The sequence below is a fragment of the Avibacterium sp. 20-132 genome (genome assembly GCF_023611925.1).
In the GTDB taxonomy this organism is placed as follows: Bacteria; Pseudomonadota; Gammaproteobacteria; order Enterobacterales; family Pasteurellaceae; genus Avibacterium.
The window spans coordinates 1081842-1105923 of record NZ_CP091456.1; the positions used below are offsets into that span (position 1 = coordinate 1081842).

The window sequence follows — 24082 nt, forward strand, 5'->3', positions numbered from 1 at the left end:
TGGGGGAAATGAGATGAATTTAAGTCGCCGAGACTTTATGAAAACCAATGCAGCCGTTGCCGCTGCGGCGGTTGCTGGATTAACCATTCCAGTAAAAAATGTGGAAGCCACACAGGATAACAGTATCAAATGGGACAAGGGTGTTTGCCGTTTCTGTGGTACAGGCTGTGGAGTATTAATTGGTACGCAAAATGGACGTGTTGTGGCATCACAAGGGGATCCTGATGCGGAAGTAAACCGTGGATTAAACTGTATTAAAGGTTACTTCTTACCAAAAATTATGTATGGAAAAGACCGTCTAACTCAGCCAATGTTACGTATGAAAGACGGTAAATATGATAAAAATGGTGATTTCACGCCAGTAACTTGGGATACCGCTTTCAAAACGATGAAAGAAAAATTCTTGGCGGCAATGAAAGAACGTGGACCGAATGGAGTGGGAATGTTCACCTCTGGGCAAAGCACCATTTTTGAAGGTTACGCGAAAGCCAAACTTTGGAAAGCCGGTTTCCGTTCTAATAATATTGATCCAAATGCGCGTCATTGTATGGCTTCTGCGGCGGTTGCATTTTTGCGTACCTTTGGTATTGATGAGCCGATGGGTTGCTATAACGATATTGAAGAAGCGGAAGCTTTCGTGTTATGGGGTTCAAATATGGCAGAAATGCACCCAATTTTATGGTCGCGTATTTCTGATCGCCGTTTATCTAATCCTGATGTTAAAGTGGCCGTGCTTTCTACCTTTGAGCATCGTAGTTTTGAACTTGCCGATAATGGAATGGTTTTCACACCACAATCAGATTTAGTGATCTTGAACTACATCATTAATTATTTAATTCAAAATGATGCCATTAATTGGGATTTCGTTAATAAACATACTAAATTTAAACGTGGTGAAACCGATATTGGTTATGGCTTGCGTGATAGCGATCCGCGCCAGAAAGCAGCAAAAAATGCTAATAGCGGTAAAATGTATGACAGTAACTTTGAAGAACTCAAAGCCCTTGTGTCTGAATATACCCTTGATAAAGCACACGAAATGTCAGGCGTACCAAAAGAGCAACTTGAAAGTTTGGCGCAGCTTTATGCCGATCCAAAACGCAAAATTGTTTCGTTCTGGACAATGGGCTTTAACCAACATACGCGTGGTGTGTGGGCAAACCACTTGATTTATAACATTCACTTATTAACTGGGAAAATCTCCATTCCGGGCTGTGGACCATTCTCATTAACCGGTCAGCCATCTGCTTGTGGTACCGCGCGTGAAGTAGGTACCTTTATCCACCGCTTACCCGCTGATATGGTGGTAACAAAACCTGAACATCGTGCTAAAGCAGAGAAAACGTGGAAAATTCCAGCAGGTGTGATCACCGATAAACTAGGCTATCACGCTGTGGCACAAAGCCGTGCATTAAAAGATGGCAAAATGCGTGTGTTATGGCAAATGTGTACTAACAATATGCAAGGTGGCCCAAATATCAATCAAGAAACTTTCCCGGGTTGGCGTAATCCTGAAAACTTTATCGTGGTTTCCGATCCCTATCCAACAGTCTCCGCATTAGCTGCAGATTTAATGTTACCAACCGCAATGTGGGTAGAAAAAGAAGGGGCTTACGGTAATGCCGAACGCCGCACACAAGTATGGCGTCAGCAAGTGAAAGCACCGGGTGAAGCAAAATCTGACTTATGGCAATTAGTAGAATTTTCAAAATACTTCACAACGGATGAAGTCTGGCCCGCTGACATTTTAGATGCAAATCCAGAATTTAAAGGCAAAACATTATATGAGGTGTTATACCGTAACGGTAATGTAGATAAATATTCTAATGCAGAGCTAAATGATCGCCTAAATGATGAAGCTTATGATTTTGGTTTCTACATTCAAAAAGGATTATTTGAAGAATATGCCTCTTTCGGTCGTGGACATGGGCATGATTTAGCAGATTATGATCTCTATCATAAAGCGCGTGGTTTACGTTGGCCTGTGGTTGATGGCAAAGAAACATTGTGGCGTTATCGTGAAGGCTATGATCCTTATGTCAAAGCTGGTGAAGGCGTAGCATTCTATGGTCAGCCTGACAAACGTGCCGTGATCTTAGCGGTTCCTTATGAGCCACCAGCGGAAGTGCCTGATGAAGAATATGATTTATGGTTATCTACGGGGCGTGTATTAGAACATTGGCATACTGGCACAATGACTCGCCGTGTTCCTGAATTACACCGTTCATTCCCGAATAACGTCGTTTGGATGCACCCAAATGATGCGAAAAAACGGGGATTACGTCACGGTGATAAGATCAAAGTGTCTTCACGTCGCGGTGAAATTATTTCTTATGTGGATACCCGTGGACGTAATAAATGTCCTGAAGGCTTAGTCTTTACCACTTTCTTTGATGCAGGTCAGCTTGCTAATAAACTTACGTTAGATGCAACCGATCCTATTTCTAAAGAAACGGACTTCAAAAAATGTGCCGTTAAAGTGGAAAAAGCTTAAAAAAATAACCGCACTTTGATATAGCTAAAGTGCGGTGAAAAAACGATGAAAAAATTAACCCAAACACCGGAACGCCGTAAATTTTTTAAAGACGCTGCTCGTACTGCGGGCGGATTAGGAGGTCTTGGCATTTTACTCGGACTTCAACAAGAGCAAAGCCTTGCACGTCAAGGCGTGGCATTACGTCCACCGTTTGCCCTTGAAGATGAGAAAAAATTCGCCGCTGCCTGTATTCGCTGCGGACAATGTGTGCAAGCCTGTCCTTATGAAATGTTACACCTTGCTTCCTTGCTTTCACCTATGGAAGCTGGCACACCTTACTTTATCGCACGGGAGAAACCTTGCGAAATGTGTGAAGATATTCCTTGTGCAAAAGCCTGTCCAAGTGGGGCGTTAGATTCTACACAGGATAATATTAATGACGCTCGAATGGGTTTATCGGTGTTGCTAGATCACGAAACTTGCTTAAATTGGCAAGGCTTACGCTGTGATGTGTGTTATCGCGTTTGTCCGCTTATTGACAAAGCGATCACGTTAGAAATGCAACGTAATGATCGCACGGGTAAACACGCATTATTTATCCCAACTGTGCATTCTGATGCTTGCACAGGTTGCGGAAAATGTGAAGAGGCCTGTGTACTGGACGAGGCGGCAATTAAAGTGTTACCTCTCTCTTTAGCAAAAGGAATGTTGGGTAAACATTATCGCTTAGGTTGGCAAGAAAAAGAAAAGGCTGGGCATTCTCTTGCCCCTGAGGATATGATTTCTTTACCTGTACGCAAACCGGAGGGGCGTTAATGGCAAATTCACCGAAATATGCAGGAAGAGAAGCAAGAGAAAAGCTTGGTTTATGGCGTGCTAATCGCTTTTTGTTTTGGCGTCGTTTAACCCAGTTAAGCATTCTCGCAATGTTTCTAAGTGGCCCTTGGCTTGGTGTGTGGATTTTGCGTGGCAATTATAGTGGGAGTCTATTTTTAGATTTAATCCCAATGAGTGATCCCCTCATTACCGCAGAAAGCCTTGCAACAGGCCATTTACCAAACTTCACAACGCTACTTGGTGCGAGTATTGTGATCGCCCTTTATGCTTTGTTAGGGAGCAAAATATTTTGTGGCTGGGTTTGCCCGTTAAACCTTGTTACCGACAGTGCAGCTTGGTTAAGACGTAAATTAGGCATTCGGCAAAATGCCAAAATCCCACGTGGATTACGCTACGGTATTTTATTGATGATTCTTATCGGCAGTGCAATGAGTGGCATTATGTTGTGGGAATGGATCAACCCAGTGAGTGCATTTGGACGTGCGTTAATTTATGGCTTTGGTGCAACAACTTGGTTAATTTTAGCGATATTTTTATTTGATTTATTGATTGCAGAGCATGGCTGGTGTGGGCATTTATGCCCTATCGGGGCGACTTATGGCTTAATTGGTGCGAAAAGCATTGCGCGTATTAAAGTCATTGATCGCTCACGCTGTGATAATTGTATGGATTGCTACAATGTTTGCCCTGAGCCACAAGTGTTACGCAGCCCATTGCACGGCAAAAAAGATGAAAGCCTGCTCGTACTTTCTAAAGATTGTATCAGTTGCGGACGTTGCATTGATGTTTGTGCTGAAAATGTATTTACTTTTACCACTAGATTTAATCATTCGGGGGAATAAAATGATTAAAAAAACCTTAGTAATTTTAACCGCACTTTTCGCCACCAGCGTAATGGCTGCGGAAGATAAAATTGACAACTATTTACAAGGGGCGGCAGAAGATGTGAAGCCAGCTTTCCACAATGTACCAAAACAAAGTGAGCTGCCAGCACTTAACTATGTCAATCAGCCACCAACAATTCCACATAGTGTGAAAAATTATCAAGTGACGAAAAATGTCAATCAGTGCTTAAACTGCCACAGTGTTGAAGCATCACGCATTACAGGGGCAACACGCATTAGCCCAACGCACTTTATGGATCGCCAAGGCAATATTGTCGGCGGTGAAACCTCACCAAGACGTTATTTCTGCTTGCAATGCCACGTTTCACAGTCGGATGTCGAGCCAATCGTGCCAAATGAATTTAAACCTATGAAAGGTTACGGAGAATAAAAATGTTGAAATTGATCAAAAAGTTTTGGCATTGGTTTCGCTCACCGAGTCGTATGGCAGTCGGTGTTTTAATCACGTTATCGTTTATTGCTGGTATTCTCTTTTGGGGAGGATTTAACACCGCTCTTGAACATACCAATACGGAAGAATTCTGTTCAAGCTGTCATATGAATGATGTTGTACCAGAATATCGCCAATCTGTGCATTATATGAATCGCACAGGCGTGAAAGCTACTTGTGCGAACTGCCATTTACCGCACGAATTTATTCCTAAATGGGCAAGAAAAATCAAAGCAGCAACAGAAGTTTATGCACACCTTACAGGTAAAGTGGACACCAAAGAAAAATTTGAAGCTGCTCGTCTAGAAATGGCAGAACGTGAATGGGCAAGAATGAAAGCCAATAACTCACAAGAATGTCGCAACTGTCATAATTTTGAAGCAATGGATTTCACGCAACAAAAAACAGTGGCAGAGAAAATGCACGCGATGGCGATTAAAGAAGGGAAAACCTGTATTGATTGCCATAAAGGGATTGCTCACCACTTACCGAATATGAAAGACGTGAGATCAGGTTTCCTTCCAGAGAAAGCTGAAGGTAGCAAAGAACACTAATTTTTCCTCAGCGAAAAAGATATTTGGTTGAATTGGTATCAATAAACGAAAAAGCCCTGTATAATAGCAGGGCTTTTATTTTCCCGTTGGCGTGCGGCTATCAAAAATGATCTTTGGTAAGAGATTAAGTGCGGTCTTTTTTTGAGATGATTTTTGCTAGTCGCAATTGGGAAAAGTAGTAAAATCAACTGGTTAGATAAAAGGTTGATTTACGAAAAGCATTTCACGCGGAATATTCCGCACTTATTTCATTTAATTGAAAGGAAAATATTGTGAATCCAATTGTTAAACAATTTAAATATGGTCAGCACACGGTAACCTTAGAAACCGGTGCAATTGCCCGTCAAGCCACGGCAGCAGTGATGGCGAGTATGGACGATACCAGCGTTTTCGTTACTGTGGTAGCGAAAAAAGAGGTTAAAGAAGGACAAGATTTCTTCCCATTAACGGTAAATTATCAAGAGCGTACTTATGCAGCGGGACGTATTCCAGGAGGATTTTTCAAACGTGAAGGCCGTCCATCAGAAGGCGAAACCTTAATTGCTCGTTTAATCGATCGTCCAATTCGTCCATTATTCCCTGAAGGCTTTTTCAACGAAATTCAAATCGTGGCAACCGTGGTTTCGGTAAATCCACAAATTAGCCCTGATTTAGTCGCGATGATAGGGGCTTCTGCGGCACTTACTCTTTCAGGCGTGCCATTTAACGGACCAATTGGTGCGGCGCGCGTTGGTTTTATTGATGGTCAATTTGTTTTAAACCCAACCACGAGCGAACAAAAACAAAGCCGTTTAGACTTAGTGGTAGCAGGCACTGATAAAGCCGTATTAATGGTGGAATCGGAAGCGGATATTTTAACCGAAGAACAAATGTTAGCCGCAGTGGTGTTCGGTCATCAACAGCAACAAGTGGTGATTGAAGCGATTAAAGAATTTGCTCAAGAAGCAGGTAAACCTCGTTGGGATTGGCAGCCTCCAGCACCAGATACCGCGTTGATTGATAAAGTGAAAGCATTAGCCGAAAGCCGTTTAGGCGATGCTTATCGTATTACCGAAAAACAATCACGTTATGAGCAAATTGATGCGATTAAAGCAGATGTTGTGAGCCAACTCACAGCGGAAGATGAAAGCATCAGCGAAGGAAAAATTGTTGATATTATTACCGCACTTGAAAGTCAAATCGTTCGTTCACGCATTTTAAATGGTGAGCCTCGTATTGACGGTCGTACCGTGGATACGGTGCGTGCGCTGGATATTTGTACCGGTGTATTACCACGTACACATGGTTCAGCGATTTTCACTCGTGGTGAAACTCAAGCGTTGGCAGTGGCAACCTTAGGTACAGAGCGTGATGCACAAATTATTGATGAATTAACCGGTGAAAAAACCGATCATTTCTTATTCCACTACAACTTCCCGCCATATTCTGTGGGTGAAACGGGTATGATCGGCTCACCAAAACGTCGTGAGATTGGTCACGGTCGCTTGGCAAAACGTGGGGTGGCTGCGGTAATGCCTAGTTTGAGCGAATTCCCCTATGTTGTTCGTGTTGTTTCTGAAATTACCGAATCAAATGGTTCTTCATCAATGGCTTCAGTATGTGGTGCATCATTAGCTTTAATGGATGCAGGTGTACCAATTAAAGCGGCGGTTGCGGGTATTGCAATGGGCTTAGTGAAAGAAGACGAAAAATTTGTCGTGCTTTCTGATATTTTAGGTGATGAAGATCACTTAGGTGATATGGACTTTAAAGTTGCAGGGACACGCGAAGGGGTAACTGCACTGCAAATGGATATCAAAATTGAAGGAATTACGCCTGAAATTATGCAAATTGCGCTTAATCAAGCGAAAGGGGCAAGAATGCACATTCTTGGTGTAATGGAACAAGCCATTCCCGCACCGCGTGAAGATATTTCAGATTTTGCACCGCGTATTCACACGATGAAAATCGATCCGAAGAAAATTAAAGATGTGATCGGTAAAGGTGGCGCTGTGATCCGCTCATTAACGGAAGAAACGGGTACCTCGATTGATATTGATGATGACGGTACAGTGAAAATCGCAGCCGTGGATAATAATGCGGTGAAAGAAGTAATGGCTCGCATTGAAGATATCACTGCGGAAGTGGAAGCAGGTGCAATCTATCAAGGTAAAGTAACTCGCCTTGCTGATTTCGGTGCATTTGTTTCATTAGTAGGCAATAAAGAAGGCTTAGTTCACATTTCACAAATTGCTGATGAACGTGTAGAGAAAGTAAGTGATTACTTGACTGTTGGTCAGGAAGTGAGCGTGAAAGTGGTTGAAATTGATCGTCAAGGTCGTATCCGTTTAACGATGAAAGATATTGCTCCAAAACAAGAAACAAGCCAATCAGAAGAGATTGTGCTTGACGTGAGCGAGCAAGAATAACAAACTCTGCTCCCTACTTGTTAGGGAGCTATTTTCCTTAATGGAAAACTGGCTGACATTGTCAGTCAGGCATACTTAAGCTAAAAAACTAAGGCTAAACAATGATGCAATGTAATTGGCGTATAAAATCTTTCAGGTTGTTTTCAATCTGGTGTTTTACGTTGTTACTTGTCGGCTGTGTAGATTCGCAACCATTTATGGCAAAAAATAAATTGCTCATTGCGACGCAGACACCAAATGGCCATCTTGAGCAAGAAATTATGATTGCTCGGATTAGCCAAGTATTACAAATTGGCGGAATGGATAAAAAAGATCGTGCTTCCTTACATTTTGAGCGAGGCGTGCTGTATGACGCTCTTGGTCTTTGGGGATTAGCACGTTATGACTTTTTGCAGTCTTTAATTTTTCAGCCAAAAAATGCCGCACTTTATGATTATTTAGGCGTCTATCAGCTTATTAATGAAAATTATGATGAGGCTTTAGAAGCGTTTAATGTGGCATTGGAATTTAATCCAAAAGATGAATATAGCTTATTCAATCGAGGTTTAGGTTTTTATTATATAGCGCGTTACCCACTTGCACAGCAGGACTTTTTGCAGTTTTATCAACAAGATCAAAGCGATGCTTACCGTGCATTATGGTTATACCTCAATGAACTAGAAATCAATCCTAAAAAGGCTAAACAGCAGTTAGCACAACAAGCCCCTGCACTCTCGCAAAAGCAGTGGGGCAGTTATATTGTGCAATATTATTTAGGTCAGTTATCGCTTGCAGAGCTACAACAGCAAGGGAGAGAATTTGCTGAAACGCAAAAAATCCCTTATGCCGAAGTATTGACCGAAACCTATTTTTATCTAGCAAAACAACAACTCAATTTGGGTCAAAAAGAAAAAGCAGAAAATCTGTTTAAACTGACCATAGCGAATCAGGTGTATAACTTTGTTGAGTATCGTTTTGCAGTGCTTGAATTGGCGAAATTAAAACGTCAGCAAGCAAAATAAGCTAGGTATTTACCTAGATTTGGTGTTGTAAAACGTAAAAATTTTCAACAATGTTATCCGCAAAGCTGCTATCTATTAGTAACACCTCGGCTTTGCCAAACTGAAAGTAATTGAGCTTTCCTTTTATATTCGAGTATTTTAATGACTGAAACAAACATCACTTTTAATGATTTAGGACTTCCTGAATTTATCCTTAATGCTGTAACAGATATGGGATTTGAATCCCCTTCACCAATCCAACAGGCTTGTATCCCTCACCTTTTGGCGGGTGATGATGTGCTGGGAATGGCACAAACAGGGAGTGGAAAAACCGCTGCTTTTTCTCTCCCACTCTTAGCTCAAATTGAGCCAAATAAAAAAATGCCACAAATGTTAGTGATGGCACCAACCCGCGAGCTTGCTATTCAAGTGGCAGATGCTTGTGAGCAATTTATGAAATATGCCAAAGGCATCAATATTGTTACCCTTTACGGTGGACAACGTTATGACATTCAATTGCGCGCCTTAAAACAAGGGGCACAAGTGGTGGTGGGGACACCGGGGCGTATTTTAGATCACCTTAGACGTAACACCCTCGATCTTTCTGAGTTAAAAGCCATTGTTTTAGATGAAGCAGATGAAATGTTACGTATGGGCTTTATTGACGATGTGGAAACAGTAATGGCAGCACTGCCAGAGAAGCATCAAACAGCCTTATTTTCGGCAACAATGCCCGAACCTATTCGCCGTATTACGAAACGCTTTATGCACGAGCCAAAAGAGGTGAAAATTCAATCTACACAACGCACCGCACCGGATATTACACAGAGCTGTTGGTATGTTCGCGGATTTCGTAAAAACGAGGCATTATTACGTTTTCTTGAAGTGGAAGAATTTGATGCGGCGATTATCTTTGCACGTACTAAAACTGCCACCCTTGATATTACTGAGTTACTGGAAAAACACGGCTTCCGTGCCGCTGCATTAAATGGGGATATGACGCAACAATTGCGTGAGCAAACCCTTGAACGTTTACGTAGCGGAAGCTTAGATATTTTAGTTGCAACTGATGTTGCTGCGCGTGGTCTGGATGTTGAGCGTATTAGTTTAGTGGTAAATTATGATATTCCTCTTGATGCAGAAAGTTATGTTCACCGTATTGGGCGAACTGGTCGTGCAGGACGCGCAGGGCGAGCTTTACTTTTTGTTGAACCAAGAGAAAACCGCTTGTTAAAAAATATTGAACGCTTAACCAAAAAGCCAATTGAAGAAGTGGAAATTCCAAACCACGAAGCATTACAGGCTTGCCGTCGTAAAAAATTTGTGGCACAAATTACCAAACAGCTAGAGCATCACGATCTAGAACAATATCGTAGCTTATTAGAAGATCTATTCACCGCTGATCAAGATCAGGAAGATATTGCTGCTGCAATGCTAATGCTATTACAAGGTAAACAAAAATTAATTCTCCCACCAGATCCTGTATTTGATAAACATACCCCAAGGGAGCGTAGCCGCCGTGAGAATCCACGTTCAGCTGAACGCCGTGGCTATGGTAATCCGCAGCCGATGGATTTATACCGCATTGAAGTTGGACGTTTAGATGGTGTTGAAGTGCGTCATATTGTTGGTGCCATTGCCAATGAAGGGGATATTAACAGCCGTTATATTGGGCATATCAAACTTTACGATAGTCATTCCACCATTGAATTACCACAAGGAATGCCGAAAGAATTGCTCAATCATTTCGCGAAAACTCGTGTAATGAACAAACCAATGCAAATGTCTTTCCTTGGTGAAGTGAAAGGGGGCGAGGGGAAAGGAAAAGGCTTTTCTGGAAAAGGCAAAAGTCGCGCTGATGAGCGTTTTGCCCGCGGCAAAGGTGAACGCAAATTTAAAGAAAAAAATCACCGCACTTTTGATGAAGGCGGTTTTAAATCTCGTTCAAGAAAAAGATAATTTTAGTTGTTGAAAATAGCCCCTTGGGGCTATTTTTTATTTTTATAGTAAAATATAAGACGGTACATTTTCCGTAAAGCGGGAACTTGCACATAAATTTGTTTGTATAAAAACCAAAATTCACTAAAAAATCCCCGCACTTTAGTGTGATAAGGGCGGAGGATTTCCGCTTAATTTATTTCTGACTACATAGGGCGATAAAGCCTAATTTTTTCTCAGGATCATTGAAAACCTTAAACATTTTTGTAAATGTTGGGCGATTTTCTGGCTTTAAGGCATTGCGGATAATTTTGGCTGTGCCGAATACCCCTTCGTCATAAATCATTCCTGTTGGAGAAAGTAAGCTCATCTTGCCCGAATAGGTTTCCACGTTGCGAAATCCTGCGTCTAAAAAGAGTGATTTCCAGTTCTGTTTTGTCAATGGGGTTACGGTAACGTTAATGGCTTCGCGTAACTGTTGGAGCACCTTGTCTGCATCGTCTGTGGTAAGAAGGACATCGTGAGTGAGCAAAAAGCCGTTGGGCTTGAGAACGCGATAATATTCGCGTACCGCTTTAATTTTGGCTTCCACTGGTAGCATTGTGAGCATTGCTTCATTGATAACGATGTCAAAACTGTTATCGGCAAAGGGCAATTTCATTGCGTTGGCACGTTGAACGTGAATTTTATCTTGTAGCCCTTTTTCAGCGATATTTTTTCTTGCTTTCTCTAATGCGTTTTCATCAAGATCCACACCTTCAATATGGCAGCCAAATTTACTGGCTAACTCAATGGCCGTTGTTCCCATATTGCACGCCACTTCTAAGACTTTTTTATGCGCGTTGAAATCGCCGTTAGCAATCAGCCATTCTGTGGCTTTGCGCCCGCCCGGGCGTAAACGTGTTTTGCCTAATCGGGCAAGAAAATTATGTCCCATTTCTTCTTTTTTCATATTACCTCCCTTAGGATTAATCATCATTCAACTATATCAGCTTTCCTGTGTCCTTCCTAGTTAAATGCGATCAATTCTTGTTTACAAATAAAGTGCGGTGAAAAAATGGTCTGTTTTATGCCTGTTCAATTTTTTCTTTGTAATGACGACGGCATATGGAAACATAATGATTATTGCCACCAATTTGAATTTGCGCGCCATCTTTGACCACTTCACCCTGATCATTCAAACGCAATACGAAATTGGCTTTGCGTCCACAATGGCAGATGGTTTTTAATTCTTCTAGCTGATCAGCCCAAGCAAGTAAATATTTACTACCCTCAAAGAGTTCCGCTTGAAAGTCGGTGCGTAATCCATAACATAAAACGGGTATATGTAATTTATCCACCACATCGCTTAGTTGATAAACCTGCGCTTTGGTGAGGAATTGTGCTTCGTCCACCAAAATACAATGCAGACTTTCTTGTTCAAGGTGCAGGGCAATGTCGGCAAAAAGATCCGTTTCTTTATGGAACAATTTCGCTTGCTGGCTAATCCCAATGCGAGAGGTTACCTTGCCCACCCCAAAGCGATCATCAATGGCAGCGGTGTAAACCAGCGTATTCATTTGCCTTTCACGGTAGTTGTAATCTGATTGTAGCAGGGTCGTGGATTTGCCCGCATTCATCGTAGAATAATAAAAATAAAGTTTAGCCATAATAAAGTGCGGTTATTTTGTTAGCCATTTCCAAATAAAGTAAAACACCAGCCCCGTCAATGGTGGGAGCGTGGCAAGCATAAAAATGCCAACAGTAGTGCCTTGCCCTACCCATTGTCCTGCAAGGGTAAGTAGATCCATCACCTGTGCAGTCGGTAATTTGATCAAGACAACAGCGATAGCGATAAGCATAAGCACGCAGCCGATGCCAGCGGCACGCATTGCGTTAGATTGGTGAGATTGCATAAATGCTCCTTATTTAATTTCGTTTAATTCTGTCATCGCCCAACGTGGTTTCACTTCAATTTCTAATGGTGAATGCTCACCGTGTTTCAGGCGTAAAAATCCTGTATAGGCAATCATTGCCCCGTTATCCGTACAAAATTGCGGTTGTGGGTAAAAAACTTCCCCACCCAACTGTACCATTAATTCTGCCAAGGCTTGGCGTAATTGTTGATTAGCACTCACCCCACCTGCAATAACCAAGCGTTTAAAGCCCGTTTCTTTCAAGGCTCTGCGGCATTTAATCACTAAGGTTTCTACCACCGCCTGTTGGAACGCATAAGCAATATCTGCTTTGCTTTGCTCGGTGAGTGTTCCTTCTTCTTTAATGGTTTGATTGATGGTATTTGCCGCAAAGGTTTTTAAGCCAGAAAAACTAAAATCAAGGCCGGGGCGATCTGTCATTGGGCGTGGAAAAGTAAAGCGATTAGACGTGCCTTTTTCCGCTAAGCGTGCCAATGCCGCCCCCCCAGGATAATCCAAACCAAGTAATTTCGCTGTTTTATCAAAGGCTTCGCCTGCAGCATCATCAATACTTTCGCCAAGCACTTCATATTGTCCTACGCGATCAACCCGTACAAGCTGAGTATGACCGCCTGATACCAACAAGGCAACAAAAGGAAAGTGCGGTGCATTTTCTTCTAACATTGGGGCGAGTAAATGCCCTTCCATATGATGAATCCCAATGGCTGGCACATTCCACGCATAAGCCAAAGCACGCGCAATGGTTGAGCCAACCAATAATGCGCCCACCAGTCCGGGCCCGCAAGTATAAGCAATACCATCAATATCACTGGCGGTTAGATTTGCTTGTGCTAATGCAGCTTGAATTAACGGAGCGGTTTTACGGATATGGTCGCGTGATGCTAATTCAGGTACAACTCCACCATAATCGGCGTGCAAGGCAATTTGGGTGTAAAGTTGGTTGGCGATAAGTCCATTATTTTCATCATAAATCGCCACACCTGTTTCATCACAAGATGTTTCAATGCCTAAAATTCGCATTTTTTCTCTCTTTGGTATAGGAAAAATTGGGGTGATTTTACCCTGTTTATTGTCTTTTCACCAGCTGGCGATCATTTTTCCTTTCAGCGAAAAGCAGAATTTCAACAAAAATTGGATCTTTTCTTTGCTTTTGCGCTTAATTTGAATTAGAATTGCGACCCTTATTAGTTTAAATAAGCCGTTTATCAAAACGGTCTAAATTTTGCAAAATATTAATCCATATTGAGGTGATGGCTTATGCCGGTAATTAAAGTTCGTGAAAATGAATCATTTGACGTAGCATTACGTCGTTTCAAACGCTCTTGCGAAAAGGCAGGAATCTTAGCGGAAGTTCGTAGCCGTGAATTTTACGAAAAACCAACAACAATTCGTAAACGTGAAAACGCAACTCGTGCTAAACGCCACGCAAAACGCGTTGCTCGTGAGAATGCACGTAATGTACGTTTATACTAATTAAAAATTTTTTAATTAAACTCGAGTTAAGCAGGCCGTGAAACCTTTTGGAATCACGGTTTTGTTGTTTTTAGCTCTGTCATTTCTTATTATCTTAGGTATGTCTTTCTAAATCTACATTGATTGAAATGAGAGGAAATTATTGTGGCAGGCCATATTCCACGTTCATTTATTGATGATCTTCTTGCCAGAACCGATATTGTCGAATTAATTAATTCACGGGTTAAGCTGAAAAAAGCAGGGCGTGAATTTCAGGCTTGTTGTCCTTTTCATCACGAGAAAACGCCTTCCTTTACCGTAAGCCCTAAAAAGCAGTTTTACCATTGTTTTGGCTGCCACGCACACGGTAATGCGATTAATTTTTTAATGGAATATGATAAGCTCGAATTCATCGAGGCAGTAGAAGAACTTGCCAATCATTTAGGGCTGGAAATTCCTTATGAAAAATCACCGCACTTGGATAACAAAGGCAAACCCCAAGCGAGTTATCGCACTAAGAAAGATCTTTACCAGCTAATGCAAGAAATTGCAGTATTTTATCATCAGCAACTTGCGCATCATATTCCCGCGCAATCTTATGTGCAAAAACGTGGTTTATCTGCTGAGGTGATTGAACGTTTTCAAATCGGTTTTTCACCGAATCAGTTTAATGCGGTGCTTAAACAGTTTGGAGGCAATCAAGATGCTCGCCAAAAATTGTTTGATGTGGGAATGTTATCGCGCAACGAAAAGCAAGATGTTTATGATCGTTTTCGTAATCGCATTATGTTTCCTATCCGTGATCGTCGCGGGCGAACCATCGCGTTTGGTGGACGCGTGTTAGGGGATGAAAAACCAAAATATTTGAATTCACCAGAAAGTATGACTTACCACAAAGGCAACGAGCTTTATGGCTTGTTTGAAGCATTGCAAGTTAATGATAGTCCTGAAATGTTGCTGGTGGTAGAAGGTTATATGGATGTGGTGGCGCTTGCTCAATTTGGAGTAGATTATGCCGTTGCGTCTTTAGGCACAGCGACAACGCCTGAGCAAATTCAGCTCGCATTTCGTTCTAGTGAACAGATTATTTGTTGTTACGATGCTGACCGTGCTGGGCGTGATGCAGCGTGGCGAGCGTTAGAAAATGCGTTGCCTTTTTTAGAAGATGGACGGCAAATTAAGTTTATTTTCTTACCTGATGGCGAAGATCCTGATACCTTCATTCGTCAGTATGGTAAAGAAGGGTTTGAGGATTATATTCGTCAAGCACAGCCTCTGAGCGATTTTCTATTTGCCACACTGAGTTCACAGGTGGATTTTTCAAGTAAAGAAGGCAAGGGAAAACTGGCTGCGCTTGCGGTACCATTGATTAACCGAATTCCGGGGGAATTGCTACGTTTATCTCTGCGTAAGCTTTTGGCGCAAAAATTGGGGATCTTTAATGAAACGCAGATTGAGCATTTAATCCCCGCACAAAAAGAGAATACCTCATCAACGCCGAAGCAAAATGTGGTAAAACGCACACCAATGCGTGTGCTGATTGCTTTGCTATTACAAAATCCTGAGTTGATCCACATTGTGCCAGAGAATTTAAGTGCCTTGTCGGTACTCAATGAGGCAGGGCTAGATTTGTTTGAAAAAATCACCGCACTTTGTCGTGAACGAGTGGGGATGACGACGGCACAAATTTTAGAACATTACCGTGATACTGAGCATTTTCGCCCCCTTGAAATTCTTGCCGTGTGGGATCATTTAGTCGATGAGGATAAAATCGAAGACACATTTCGTGAAACCTTGCGTTCTTTTTATTTGCAACTGATGGAGAAAAATATCGAAATGCTTATCGCAAAAGCACGCACAGAAGGCTTAAATGAACAAGAACGGCACACACTTGCACAATTATTATTGAAAAAACAGCAAAATAAATAGTTAATCCAACATAACGGTGATAAAATCAAAAGCATTTTATCTCCCATAATTACACATCGAGGCGGATATATAATATGGATATGGAACAAAATCCACAATCTCAATTGAAACTGTTAATCGCACAAGGGAAAGAGCAGGGTTATCTTACTTATGCTGAAGTAAACGACCATTTGCCAGAAGAGCTTGTAGATGCAGATCAAATTGAAGACATCATTCAAATGATTAACGATATGGGTATTCAAGTGCTAGAAACTGCACCGGATGCCGATGATTTGATGTTAAATGAAAATATCACTGATGAAGATGCGGTAGAAGAAGCCACCCAAGTATTATCTAGCGTGGAAGCGGAATTAGGACGAACCACTGACCCCGTGCGTATGTATATGCGTGAAATGGGGAGTGTGGAGCTTTTAACCCGCGAAGGCGAAATTGACATCGCGAAACGTATTGAAGAAGGGATCAATGAAGTACAAACTGCCGTAGCAGCTTATCCCGAAGCCTTGAGCGATCTTTTACATCAATACGCTTTGGTGGAAGAGGGGGGAATGCGTTTAGCTGATCTCATCACAGGTTTTGTTGATCCAAATGCCGTCGTGGAAGAAGCTGTATCAGATGAACACGAAATGCTTTCTGACGAAGAAGATGAGGAAAGCGTTTCAACAGAATCAATTGAAGATGATGAAAACGAAGAGGAAGAAAGTGATGAAAGTAATTCTTCCGATGACAGTGATTCTGATAACAGTATTGACCCAGAAGTGGCGCGTGAAAAATTTGCAGAATTACAGGCTCAGCACAAAAAAACCTTAGAAACGATTGCAAAACACGGTCGCCATAAAAAACAAGCAAGAGATCAAATTCAAATTTTGGCAGAGATCTTTACGCAATTCCGTTTAGTGCCAAAACAATTTGATACGTTAGTGTTATCTATGCGTAATATGATGAAACGCGTGCGTCAGCAGGAACGTCATATTCAAAAAATGGCGGTGGATAACGCGAAAATGCCAAAAGGCACATTCCAAAAAGAATTTATTGGACACGAAACCAAAGATGCGTGGCTAGAAAAAGCCCTGAATGCTGGGAAAAATTGGTCTGAAAAATTAGCGCAGTATGAAGAACCTATCCGTCAGGCAATTGCCCAGTTAGGACAGATTGAACAAGATACAGGCTTAACAATTAGCCAAATTCGCGATATTTGCGATGCGGTTTCCCAAGGTGAATTAAAAGCACGCCGAGCGAAAAAGGAAATGGTTGAGGCAAACTTACGTTTGGTCATTTCTATTGCGAAAAAATACACCAACCGTGGTTTACAATTCTTGGATCTGATTCAAGAGGGAAATATAGGTTTGATGAAAGCGGTGGATAAATTTGAGTATCGCCGTGGTTATAAATTCTCAACTTATGCAACTTGGTGGATTCGTCAGGCAATTACACGTTCAATCGCAGATCAAGCAAGAACCATTCGTATCCCAGTTCATATGATCGAAACAATCAATAAATTGAACCGTATTTCGCGTCAAATGCTGCAAGAAATGGGGCGTGAGGCTTCACCAGAAGAATTGGCAGAAAGAATGGGAATGCCAGAAGATAAAATTCGCAAAGTGCTAAAAATTGCCAAAGAACCGATCTCAATGGAAACCCCAATTGGTGATGACGATGATTCCCACTTAGGTGATTTTATTGAAGACAGCACCTTAGAATTGCCACTTGATTCCGCAACGGCACAAAGCCTTAAAGCCGCTACACACGAAGTGTTAGAAGGTTTAACACCGAGAGAAGCGAAAGTGCTAAGAATGCGTTTTGGTATTGATATGAATACGGATCACACCTTAGAGGAAGTGGGAAAACAATTTGATGTAACCCGTGAACGTATCCGTCAAATTGAGGCGAAAGCGTTACGCAAACTACGTCATCCAAGCCGCTCAGAAACCTTGCGTAGTTTCTTGGATGAGTAAGGATAATTTATCTTTAGTAAAGCCTGATGTATTATCAGGCTTTTTTGTTCAAATTTAAACCGCATAATTGGTGAATGATAGACTTTACTAGGAGATTTCATTATAATCAGCAAACTCTCACCGCCCCCATAGCTCAGTCGGTTAGAGCAGTCGACTCATAATCGATTGGTCACAGGTTCAAGTCCTGTTGGGGGCACCACTTCAATCATTGAATATCGTTCATTCTGCTTCAGATTACTTCATAATCCTTTATATTGATTTCCCGGATTTGCCAATAAATTCTTTATCATACATTTTACACTCTGACGAAAAAAAATCTAAGTGCGGTCAAATTTTTGGAAATTTTCTAATAACTTACCGCACTTAAAAATTAAGTAATAAAAAACCTCTATCTTCAATATAGAGGTTTTCTCATCATCTTCTATTGCGCATTGATTAAGCTTTTGGCTTATTTAATTCAACGTCTTTTGGTTTTTCGACATCACTGAATTTTTTATCTTTATTTGCTTGAATCAAGGTTTCCGTTTGTTTTGCCAAATCAGGAAGGTTCATTTTTTCATAGGCTTCCTTCATTAATGGCAACGCCTCAAGGGTGGCTTGGGTGTCAGGGTATTGTTGTAACATTCCGACTACGCGGTTAGCAACGGCAACATAGGCATTGCGTTTCATATAGAATTTAGCAATGGCAAGTTCGTGGCGAGCTAAGGCAGCTTTAATATAAGCCATTCTTGCTAAGGCATCTTGTGCATAAGTGCTATTAGGAAAATGATCCACAAGGGTTTGGAAGTTTGCAAATGCCGCTTTCATTGCGGTATTTTCACGGGTAGCACGATCAACCCCAAAGAAATCTTGGAAGAAGTTTTCGCCTGAAGCAAAATTGGTTAGCCCTGCCATATAGATCACATAATCTACATTTGGGCTATTTGGATATTGCTGTAAAAAACGTTCTGCTGCGACCAAGGTTTTGGTGTAATCTTGCGATTTATAATAAGCATAAATTAAATCTAACTGTGTTTGCTCACTGTAATTTGCCGCAGGGAAACGGTTTTTGACTGCTTCTAAATAGCGTACCGCTTGGGAATAGTCCCCGTCTTGCAAATAGGTTTGCCCTTTCGCATAAAGTTCTTGTTCAGTGCCTTGCTCTATTTCTTTTGATGAATTAGAACAAGCACTTACGGCAAGTGCCGTTAATGCAACGAATGTAAAAGACGTTAATTTACGCATTGATGAATCCTTTTTTTACGAGCAATAATAAATAAGTTACAATAATCCGTATTTTATAGCACCTTGCTAAATAAGCAAATTATTCACGGATTTTTATTTATGGCACACATTACTTTAGAAGCAGACGTTCAGCCAAATCAAATGGGACAACGTTTAGACCAAAGTTTAGCGGAAATGTTCCCTGACTATTCTCGTTCACGGTTAAAAACTTGGATCGAAAGTGATCTGGTGAAAGTAAATGACGAAGTGGTCAATGTGCCACGCAGTAAAGTGTATGGTGGCGAACACATTTCTATTACCCTAGAAGTCGAAGATGAAACCCGCTTTGAGCCAGAAGCTATTCCGTTAAATATAGTGTATGAAGATGATGATATTTTGGTCATTAATAAACCGAAAGATTTGGTTGTACACCCAGGGGCGGGCAACCCTAATGGAACGGTTTTAAATGCGTTACTTTATCATTATCCTGCCATTGCAGAAGTACCGCGCGCGGGGATCGTTCATCGTTTAGATAAAGATACAACGGGGCTGATGGTGGTGGCGAAAACCATTCCAGCTCAAACCAAATTGGTGCGTGATCTACAAAAACGCAAAATTACCCGTGAATATGAAGCCATTGCTTATGGGGTGATGACCCAAGGGGGGACAGTTGATGAACCGATGGCGCGCCACCCGACCAAGCGTACTCATATGGCGGTTCACCCAATGGGCAAGCCTGCGGTAACGCACTATCGCATTATGGAACGTTTCCGCAATTACACACGCTTGCGTTTACGCCTTGAAACAGGACGAACACACCAAATTCGTGTGCATATGGCGCATATCGCCCACCCATTACTCGGCGATCAAACCTATGGTGGGCGTCCACGTCCGCCTAAAAATGCCAGTGAAGAATTCTTAGCAACCTTGCGTGATTTTAAACGTCAAGCCTTACACGCCATAATGTTACGTTTAGCCCATCCGATTACGGGGGAAATAATGGAATGGTATGCCCCATTGCCAGAAGATTTTGTTGGCTTAGTGAATGCGTTAAAAACAGATTACCTTATTCATAAAGAGGAATTGGATTACTAAAATGGACGCACTTATCCCTAATTGGCAAACATCAGCAAATATCCACGCATTGACCACCTTACGCCAAGGCGGGGTGAGCCAAGCCCCTTATGATAGTTTTAATCTCGGCGATCACGTCGGTGATGATAAAAGTGCGGTAAAAAATAACCGCACTTTATTGGTGGAACGTTTTCATTTACCGCAGTTTCCACTTTTCCTAAATCAAACTCACAGCACTAGGGTGATTCGCTTACCTTACGAGGGCAATAATTTAGATGCTGATGCGGTTTACACTAATCAACCAAACCAAGTTTGCCTTGTAATGACCGCAGATTGCCTGCCTGTCTTGTTTACGAATCAACAAGGTAATGAAGTCGCGGCGGCACACGCTGGCTGGCGGGGTTTATGTAATGGCGTGTTAGAACAAACGGTACAACAATTCCAAGCTCAACCACAAGAAATTATCGCTTGGTTAGGGCCAGCAATAGGGCCTCAATCTTTCCAAGTGGGTGAAGAAGTGCGACAACAATTTATCGCACAAGATCCCAATGCGGCGCAAGCCTTTGTGTCTGATCCTAACGAGCAAGGCAAATACCTTGCCGATCTTTATCAGATCGCGCGCTTACGCCTTAACAAACTAGGCATTTCGCAGATTAGTGGGGGCGAACATTGCACTTATCTTGAAAAAGACAACTTTTTCTCTTACCGCCGAGATCAACAAACGGGGCGAATGGCCTCATTAATTTGGTTTGAATAGATAAATTGGGCGTAATGCCCAATTTTTTATGATAGACGATAAGGTAATTCAACGAGATTTAATAAGGTTTCTGAACCTGAAAGGCGAAATTTCGTGCCTGCCTTAAACTGATTATTCATTACCACCTGCAACCATAAAATGCCCTCAAAATGTACTGCGCTGAGAATAACGCCCGTTTTACGCCAGCCATTTTCCAATTCCATTTCAATTTCTGAGCCAAGCTGAACGGGATCATCAGTTTGTGTGTTCAATAGGAACATTGCACGTTTGTTAATGCCACGATATTTCGCTCGTGCCACGGTTTCTTGCCCGATATAACAACCTTTTTGGAACGAAATCGCTTGTTCAATACATTGTAAATTTAACGCTTGTGGAATAAATTCATTTTGGCTTTCAGGCGATAAAATAGGGTAGCCTGCTTGCATTTCAGCCAGCTCCCATTGGGTTATTGAACCAGTAAAATCAATCTGTTGTGCGTGCTTATTTAATAATATGGCTCGTTCAGATTGCCCTATTTCCAGACAAAAATCCGCAGAAATTGCACCGCACTTTGCTTTATCCAGCACGCCAATAATTTGCCAATCTTGTTCATTAAACACCACTTTGGAAAAGACCGCATATTTTTTCAGATTATCCAATGCGGAAGGTAATAAGCTGTGGCGAACAATCAGGTAAAACTGTTCGGCATTTTCGCGCAACAGACGAAAAATACTGCTCATTTTGCCTTTAGGATCACAATGCGCAGTCAGCGTGGATTGTCCATCAGCCAGTCCGTTTACATCGCAAGTGAGCTGACCTTGCAGAAATTTTTCTGCTTCCAAGCCTTGTACGGAAATAACACGATATTGTAAAAGATTGATGATTGCCATAATTATTCCAAATTCTGAATTTGTTCACGCATTTGCTCAATAAGCACTTTTAATTCCACCGCTGAATTGGTGATTTCAGCGTTGATGGATTTTGAAGCGAGCGTGTTACTTTCACGATTGAGTTCTTGCATCATAAAATCGAGCTTACGTCCTACCGCCCCGCCTTTTTGTAAAATACGCTGCGTTTCTTTCACGTGTAGCTGTAAACGATCTAACTCTTCTGCCACATCAATACGTTGTGCCAACAGCACCATTTCTTGTTCTAGGCGTTGTGGATCGGCTTGTAATTGTAATTCCTCAAAACGCTGCTGCAAACGCTCACGTTGCCATTGCAAAATCGCCGGCATTTTTGACCGCACTTTATCGCTTTCACTCGCGATTGCAGTTAAACGTTGTTGAATTAATTCATTTACTTTCGCTCCTTCACGTCCTCGCATCGCAATAAATTCTTCTAAGGCGAGATCAAACCCTGCGATCAATGCTTGGCCAATGCGATCCAAATCTTGCTCTGGGGTTTCCACGACACCAGGATAGCGTAAAACATCGGTGAGATTGATTTCCCCCTCACCGGCTTGTTGCTTAATCCATTGTAACGATTCAATCACTTGCAATGCGAATGGTTGGTTTAAATTAAGGCTAGCATTGGCTTGTGGCGTGCTTTCAAAACGCAGGCTACACTCCACCTTACCGCGGGTTAAACGCTGGCGTAATTTTTCTCGCAAGGTGTTTTCTAAGCCACGAAATGGTTCTGGTAAGCGGAAGAAGGTTTCCAAATAACGCTGATTAACGGAACGAATTTCCCAAACTGCACTGCCCCAATCTTGCTTGATCTCATAACGGGCAAAAGCCGTCATACTATAAATCATAATAAATCCTTAATGTGCGCTAAAAATTGCCGTCTATTCTACCGTTAAATTTCTCATCTGTCAGTTTGCGTGTTAGAATGAGCGCCATTTTATGAATGAGTAAGGAATTTCCAATGCGTCCGAATGATCGTCCATTAAATCAACCACGTCCAATTAAAATCACCCGTCATTTCACGAAATATGCTGAAGGTTCTGTGCTGGTAGAATTTGGGGAAACCAAAGTGCTTTGCACAGCAACCGTGGAAGATTCTGTTCCTCGTTTTTTAAAAGGGCAGAATCAAGGTTGGGTTACCGCAGAATATGGTATGTTGCCACGATCCACGCATAGCCGTATGCAACGTGAGGCAGCAAAAGGCAAACAAGGTGGACGCACGATGGAAATTCAGCGTTTAATTGCCCGTTCTTTACGTGCAATGGTGGATCTCAATGCGCTTGGTGAGCGTTCAATCACACTTGATTGTGATGTGATTCAAGCTGATGGTGGTACGCGTACGGCGTCGATTACAGGGGCTTGCGTTGCTTTAATTGATGCCATCAATGGTTTACTGGAAAAAGGCGTACTGAAAACCAACCCAATTAAAGGCCTTGTCGCCGCTATCTCGGTTGGGATTGTGGAAGGTGAAGCGGTGTGCGATTTGGAATATGTGGAAGACAGTAACGCAGAAACCGATATGAATGTGGTGATGACTGACGATGGGAGAATGATCGAAGTGCAAGGCACCGCAGAGGGAGAACCCTTTTCTCACCAAGAATTATTAACCCTATTAGATCTTGCTAAACAAGGCTGTGAAGTGATTTTCAACGCCCAACGCGAGGCATTACAACATTCTTAATTCATCGCCTTAATCATAAGGGAGTGCAAATGCAAGGCTATAAAATTGACTTTATCAAATTCGCGCTAAGTCGTAATGTGCTAAAATTTGGCGAGTTTACCTTGAAATCTGGGCGTATTAGCCCTTATTTCTTCAATGCAGGGTTATTTAATACAGGGGCAGATTTAGCACGGTTAGGGGAGTTTTATGCCGCTGCGATTGAAGCCAGTGGCTTAGCCTATGATGTGATTTTTGGCCCCGCTTACAAAGGCATTCCGATTGGCACAACCCTGTCTGTGGCATTGTTTAAGCAATATGGCATTGATAAGCCCGTGTGTTTTAATCGTAAAGAAGCGAAAGATCACGGCGAAGGGGGCAATTTAATTGGTAGCCCATTGCGCGGTAATGTGCTGTTGGTGGACGATGTCATCACCGCTGGCACAGCAATTCGTGAGGCAATGGATCTCATTAGACAAAATCAAGCAAAATTAAGTGCGGTGGTGATTGCCTTAAACCGTAAAGAACGTGGTAAAGGCGAACTTTCCGCGATTCAGGAAGTGGAACGAGATTATCAATGCAACGTGCTGTCGATTATTGATTTTGACGATTTAATGCAATTTATTGAGCAAGAAACAGATTATCAACAATATTTGCCCGCAATGCGTGCGTATCGTGAACAATATGGTGTGTAAATCTCGCTAAAAAAGCACCGCACTTTATTATT

Annotated in this window: 22 protein-coding genes and 1 tRNA gene; 16 read left to right on the forward strand and 7 right to left on the reverse strand. The window is 42.0% G+C overall.

Features of this window, described 5'->3' with window-relative positions; translation table 11 throughout:
* Positions 1–13 precede the first annotated feature (13 nt).
* The 8 genes from napA to L4F93_RS05130 all read left to right on the forward strand — a co-directional run bounded on the left by napA (position 14) and on the right by L4F93_RS05130 (position 10549).
* Positions 14–2494, forward strand: a complete 2481-nt coding sequence (gene napA / locus L4F93_RS05095) for a nitrate reductase catalytic subunit NapA (RefSeq protein ID WP_250351411.1) — start codon at positions 14–16, stop codon at positions 2492–2494.
* A 45-nt stretch (positions 2495–2539) separates the two neighbouring features.
* On the forward strand, positions 2540–3292 hold the full coding sequence (gene napG, locus L4F93_RS05100) for a ferredoxin-type protein NapG (protein ID WP_250351412.1): 753 nt from the start codon (positions 2540–2542) through the stop codon (positions 3290–3292).
* Entirely contained in the window at positions 3292–4155 is an 864-nt protein-coding gene (gene napH / locus L4F93_RS05105) for a quinol dehydrogenase ferredoxin subunit NapH (protein ID WP_250351413.1), read from the forward strand. Before napG ends, napH begins: the two co-directional genes overlap by 1 nt.
* A gap of 1 nt (position 4156) precedes the next feature.
* Entirely contained in the window at positions 4157–4588 is a 432-nt protein-coding gene (locus tag L4F93_RS05110) for a nitrate reductase cytochrome c-type subunit (RefSeq protein WP_250351414.1), read from the forward strand.
* Between the two features lie 11 nt (positions 4589–4599).
* Positions 4600–5202, forward strand: coding sequence for a NapC/NirT family cytochrome c (locus L4F93_RS05115; RefSeq protein ID WP_250351632.1), 603 nt, complete (start codon positions 4600–4602; stop codon positions 5200–5202).
* A gap of 272 nt (positions 5203–5474) precedes the next feature.
* Complete coding sequence (gene pnp, locus L4F93_RS05120; RefSeq protein ID WP_250351415.1) at positions 5475–7610, forward strand: polyribonucleotide nucleotidyltransferase; 2136 nt, start codon at positions 5475–5477, stop codon at positions 7608–7610.
* 104 nt (positions 7611–7714) lie between these two features.
* A complete protein-coding gene (nlpI, locus tag L4F93_RS05125; RefSeq protein WP_250351633.1) occupies positions 7715–8611 on the forward strand; it encodes a lipoprotein NlpI in 897 nt (298 codons plus the stop codon).
* Between the two features lie 141 nt (positions 8612–8752).
* Positions 8753–10549, forward strand: a complete 1797-nt coding sequence (locus L4F93_RS05130) for a DEAD/DEAH box helicase (protein ID WP_250351416.1) — start codon at positions 8753–8755, stop codon at positions 10547–10549.
* A gap of 175 nt (positions 10550–10724) precedes the next feature.
* Here L4F93_RS05130 and L4F93_RS05135 read toward each other — a convergent pair whose 3' ends face one another.
* The 4 genes from L4F93_RS05135 to tsaD all read right to left on the reverse strand — a co-directional run bounded on the left by L4F93_RS05135 (position 10725) and on the right by tsaD (position 13464).
* Positions 10725–11480, reverse strand: coding sequence for a class I SAM-dependent methyltransferase (locus tag L4F93_RS05135; protein WP_250351417.1), 756 nt, complete (start codon positions 11478–11480; stop codon positions 10725–10727).
* Positions 11481–11595: 115 nt separating this feature from the next.
* Positions 11596–12177, reverse strand: coding sequence for a thymidine kinase (locus L4F93_RS05140; RefSeq protein ID WP_250351418.1), 582 nt, complete (start codon positions 12175–12177; stop codon positions 11596–11598).
* Between the two features lie 12 nt (positions 12178–12189).
* Positions 12190–12423, reverse strand: a complete 234-nt coding sequence (locus L4F93_RS05145) for a hypothetical protein (protein WP_250351419.1) — start codon at positions 12421–12423, stop codon at positions 12190–12192.
* A gap of 9 nt (positions 12424–12432) precedes the next feature.
* Positions 12433–13464, reverse strand: coding sequence for a tRNA (adenosine(37)-N6)-threonylcarbamoyltransferase complex transferase subunit TsaD (gene tsaD / locus L4F93_RS05150; protein ID WP_250351420.1), 1032 nt, complete (start codon positions 13462–13464; stop codon positions 12433–12435).
* 237 nt (positions 13465–13701) lie between these two features.
* Here tsaD and rpsU point away from each other — a divergent pair, with 237 nt between their 5' ends.
* The 4 genes from rpsU to L4F93_RS05170 all read left to right on the forward strand — a co-directional run bounded on the left by rpsU (position 13702) and on the right by L4F93_RS05170 (position 17976).
* The gene (rpsU, locus tag L4F93_RS05155; RefSeq protein WP_017805200.1) at positions 13702–13917 is read left to right on the forward strand and encodes a 30S ribosomal protein S21; all 216 of its coding nucleotides are present in this window, start codon (positions 13702–13704) and stop codon (positions 13915–13917) included.
* Between the two features lie 144 nt (positions 13918–14061).
* Positions 14062–15825 (forward strand): DNA primase, encoded by a 1764-nt coding sequence (gene dnaG / locus L4F93_RS05160; protein ID WP_250351421.1) that lies wholly within the window; start codon positions 14062–14064, stop codon positions 15823–15825.
* Between the two features lie 80 nt (positions 15826–15905).
* Positions 15906–17777, forward strand: a complete 1872-nt coding sequence (gene rpoD, locus L4F93_RS05165) for an RNA polymerase sigma factor RpoD (protein ID WP_250351634.1) — start codon at positions 15906–15908, stop codon at positions 17775–17777.
* Between the two features lie 122 nt (positions 17778–17899).
* A tRNA-Ile gene (locus tag L4F93_RS05170) sits at positions 17900–17976 on the forward strand.
* 236 nt (positions 17977–18212) lie between these two features.
* Here the strand turns inward: L4F93_RS05170 and L4F93_RS05175 are convergent.
* The gene (locus L4F93_RS05175) at positions 18213–19001 is read right to left on the reverse strand and encodes an outer membrane protein assembly factor BamD (RefSeq protein WP_250351422.1); all 789 of its coding nucleotides are present in this window, start codon (positions 18999–19001) and stop codon (positions 18213–18215) included.
* 99 nt (positions 19002–19100) lie between these two features.
* Between L4F93_RS05175 and rluD the strand changes: the two genes are divergently transcribed.
* Positions 19101–20075, forward strand: coding sequence for a 23S rRNA pseudouridine(1911/1915/1917) synthase RluD (gene rluD / locus L4F93_RS05180; RefSeq protein WP_250351423.1), 975 nt, complete (start codon positions 19101–19103; stop codon positions 20073–20075).
* A 1-nt stretch (position 20076) separates the two neighbouring features.
* On the forward strand, positions 20077–20811 hold the full coding sequence (pgeF, locus tag L4F93_RS05185) for a peptidoglycan editing factor PgeF (protein ID WP_250351424.1): 735 nt from the start codon (positions 20077–20079) through the stop codon (positions 20809–20811).
* A gap of 26 nt (positions 20812–20837) precedes the next feature.
* On the opposite strand, the gene ygfZ is transcribed toward pgeF, so the two are convergent.
* Complete coding sequence (gene ygfZ, locus L4F93_RS05190; RefSeq protein ID WP_250351635.1) at positions 20838–21683, reverse strand: CAF17-like 4Fe-4S cluster assembly/insertion protein YgfZ; 846 nt, start codon at positions 21681–21683, stop codon at positions 20838–20840.
* Complete coding sequence (locus tag L4F93_RS05195) at positions 21683–22546, reverse strand: YicC/YloC family endoribonuclease (protein WP_250351425.1); 864 nt, start codon at positions 22544–22546, stop codon at positions 21683–21685. Before L4F93_RS05195 ends, ygfZ begins: the two co-directional genes overlap by 1 nt.
* 113 nt (positions 22547–22659) lie before the next feature.
* Here L4F93_RS05195 and rph point away from each other — a divergent pair, with 113 nt between their 5' ends.
* Together rph and pyrE are read left to right on the forward strand one after the other, a co-directional pair.
* Positions 22660–23379: a ribonuclease PH gene (gene rph / locus L4F93_RS05200; protein ID WP_250351426.1), complete on the forward strand. Its 720-nt coding sequence runs from the start codon at positions 22660–22662 to the stop codon at positions 23377–23379.
* Positions 23380–23408: 29 nt separating this feature from the next.
* Positions 23409–24050, forward strand: a complete 642-nt coding sequence (pyrE, locus tag L4F93_RS05205) for an orotate phosphoribosyltransferase (RefSeq protein WP_250351427.1) — start codon at positions 23409–23411, stop codon at positions 24048–24050.
* Positions 24051–24082 lie beyond the last annotated feature (32 nt).

Bases quoted from the DNA above. Each gene is read 5' to 3' on its own strand.
- napA (WP_250351411.1), top strand. From the start codon at position 14: ATGAATTTAAGTCGCCGAGACTTTATGAAAACCAATGCAGCCGTTGCC.
- napG (WP_250351412.1), top strand. From the start codon at position 2,540: ATGAAAAAATTAACCCAAACACCGGAACGCCGTAAATTTTTTAAAGAC.
- napH (WP_250351413.1), top strand. From the start codon at position 3,292: ATGGCAAATTCACCGAAATATGCAGGAAGAGAAGCAAGAGAAAAGCTT.
- L4F93_RS05110 (WP_250351414.1), top strand. From the start codon at position 4,157: ATGATTAAAAAAACCTTAGTAATTTTAACCGCACTTTTCGCCACCAGC.
- nlpI (WP_250351633.1), top strand. From the start codon at position 7,715: ATGCAATGTAATTGGCGTATAAAATCTTTCAGGTTGTTTTCAATCTGG.
- L4F93_RS05130 (WP_250351416.1), top strand. From the start codon at position 8,753: ATGACTGAAACAAACATCACTTTTAATGATTTAGGACTTCCTGAATTT.
- L4F93_RS05135 (WP_250351417.1), bottom strand. From the start codon at position 11,480: ATGAAAAAAGAAGAAATGGGACATAATTTTCTTGCCCGATTAGGCAAA.
- L4F93_RS05140 (WP_250351418.1), bottom strand. From the start codon at position 12,177: ATGGCTAAACTTTATTTTTATTATTCTACGATGAATGCGGGCAAATCC.
- L4F93_RS05145 (WP_250351419.1), bottom strand. From the start codon at position 12,423: ATGCAATCTCACCAATCTAACGCAATGCGTGCCGCTGGCATCGGCTGC.
- tsaD (WP_250351420.1), bottom strand. From the start codon at position 13,464: ATGCGAATTTTAGGCATTGAAACATCTTGTGATGAAACAGGTGTGGCG.
- rpsU (WP_017805200.1), top strand. From the start codon at position 13,702: ATGCCGGTAATTAAAGTTCGTGAAAATGAATCATTTGACGTAGCATTA.
- rpoD (WP_250351634.1), top strand. From the start codon at position 15,906: ATGGAACAAAATCCACAATCTCAATTGAAACTGTTAATCGCACAAGGG.
- L4F93_RS05175 (WP_250351422.1), bottom strand. From the start codon at position 19,001: ATGCGTAAATTAACGTCTTTTACATTCGTTGCATTAACGGCACTTGCC.
- rluD (WP_250351423.1), top strand. From the start codon at position 19,101: ATGGCACACATTACTTTAGAAGCAGACGTTCAGCCAAATCAAATGGGA.
- pgeF (WP_250351424.1), top strand. From the start codon at position 20,077: ATGGACGCACTTATCCCTAATTGGCAAACATCAGCAAATATCCACGCA.
- L4F93_RS05195 (WP_250351425.1), bottom strand. From the start codon at position 22,546: ATGATTTATAGTATGACGGCTTTTGCCCGTTATGAGATCAAGCAAGAT.
- rph (WP_250351426.1), top strand. From the start codon at position 22,660: ATGCGTCCGAATGATCGTCCATTAAATCAACCACGTCCAATTAAAATC.
- pyrE (WP_250351427.1), top strand. From the start codon at position 23,409: ATGCAAGGCTATAAAATTGACTTTATCAAATTCGCGCTAAGTCGTAAT.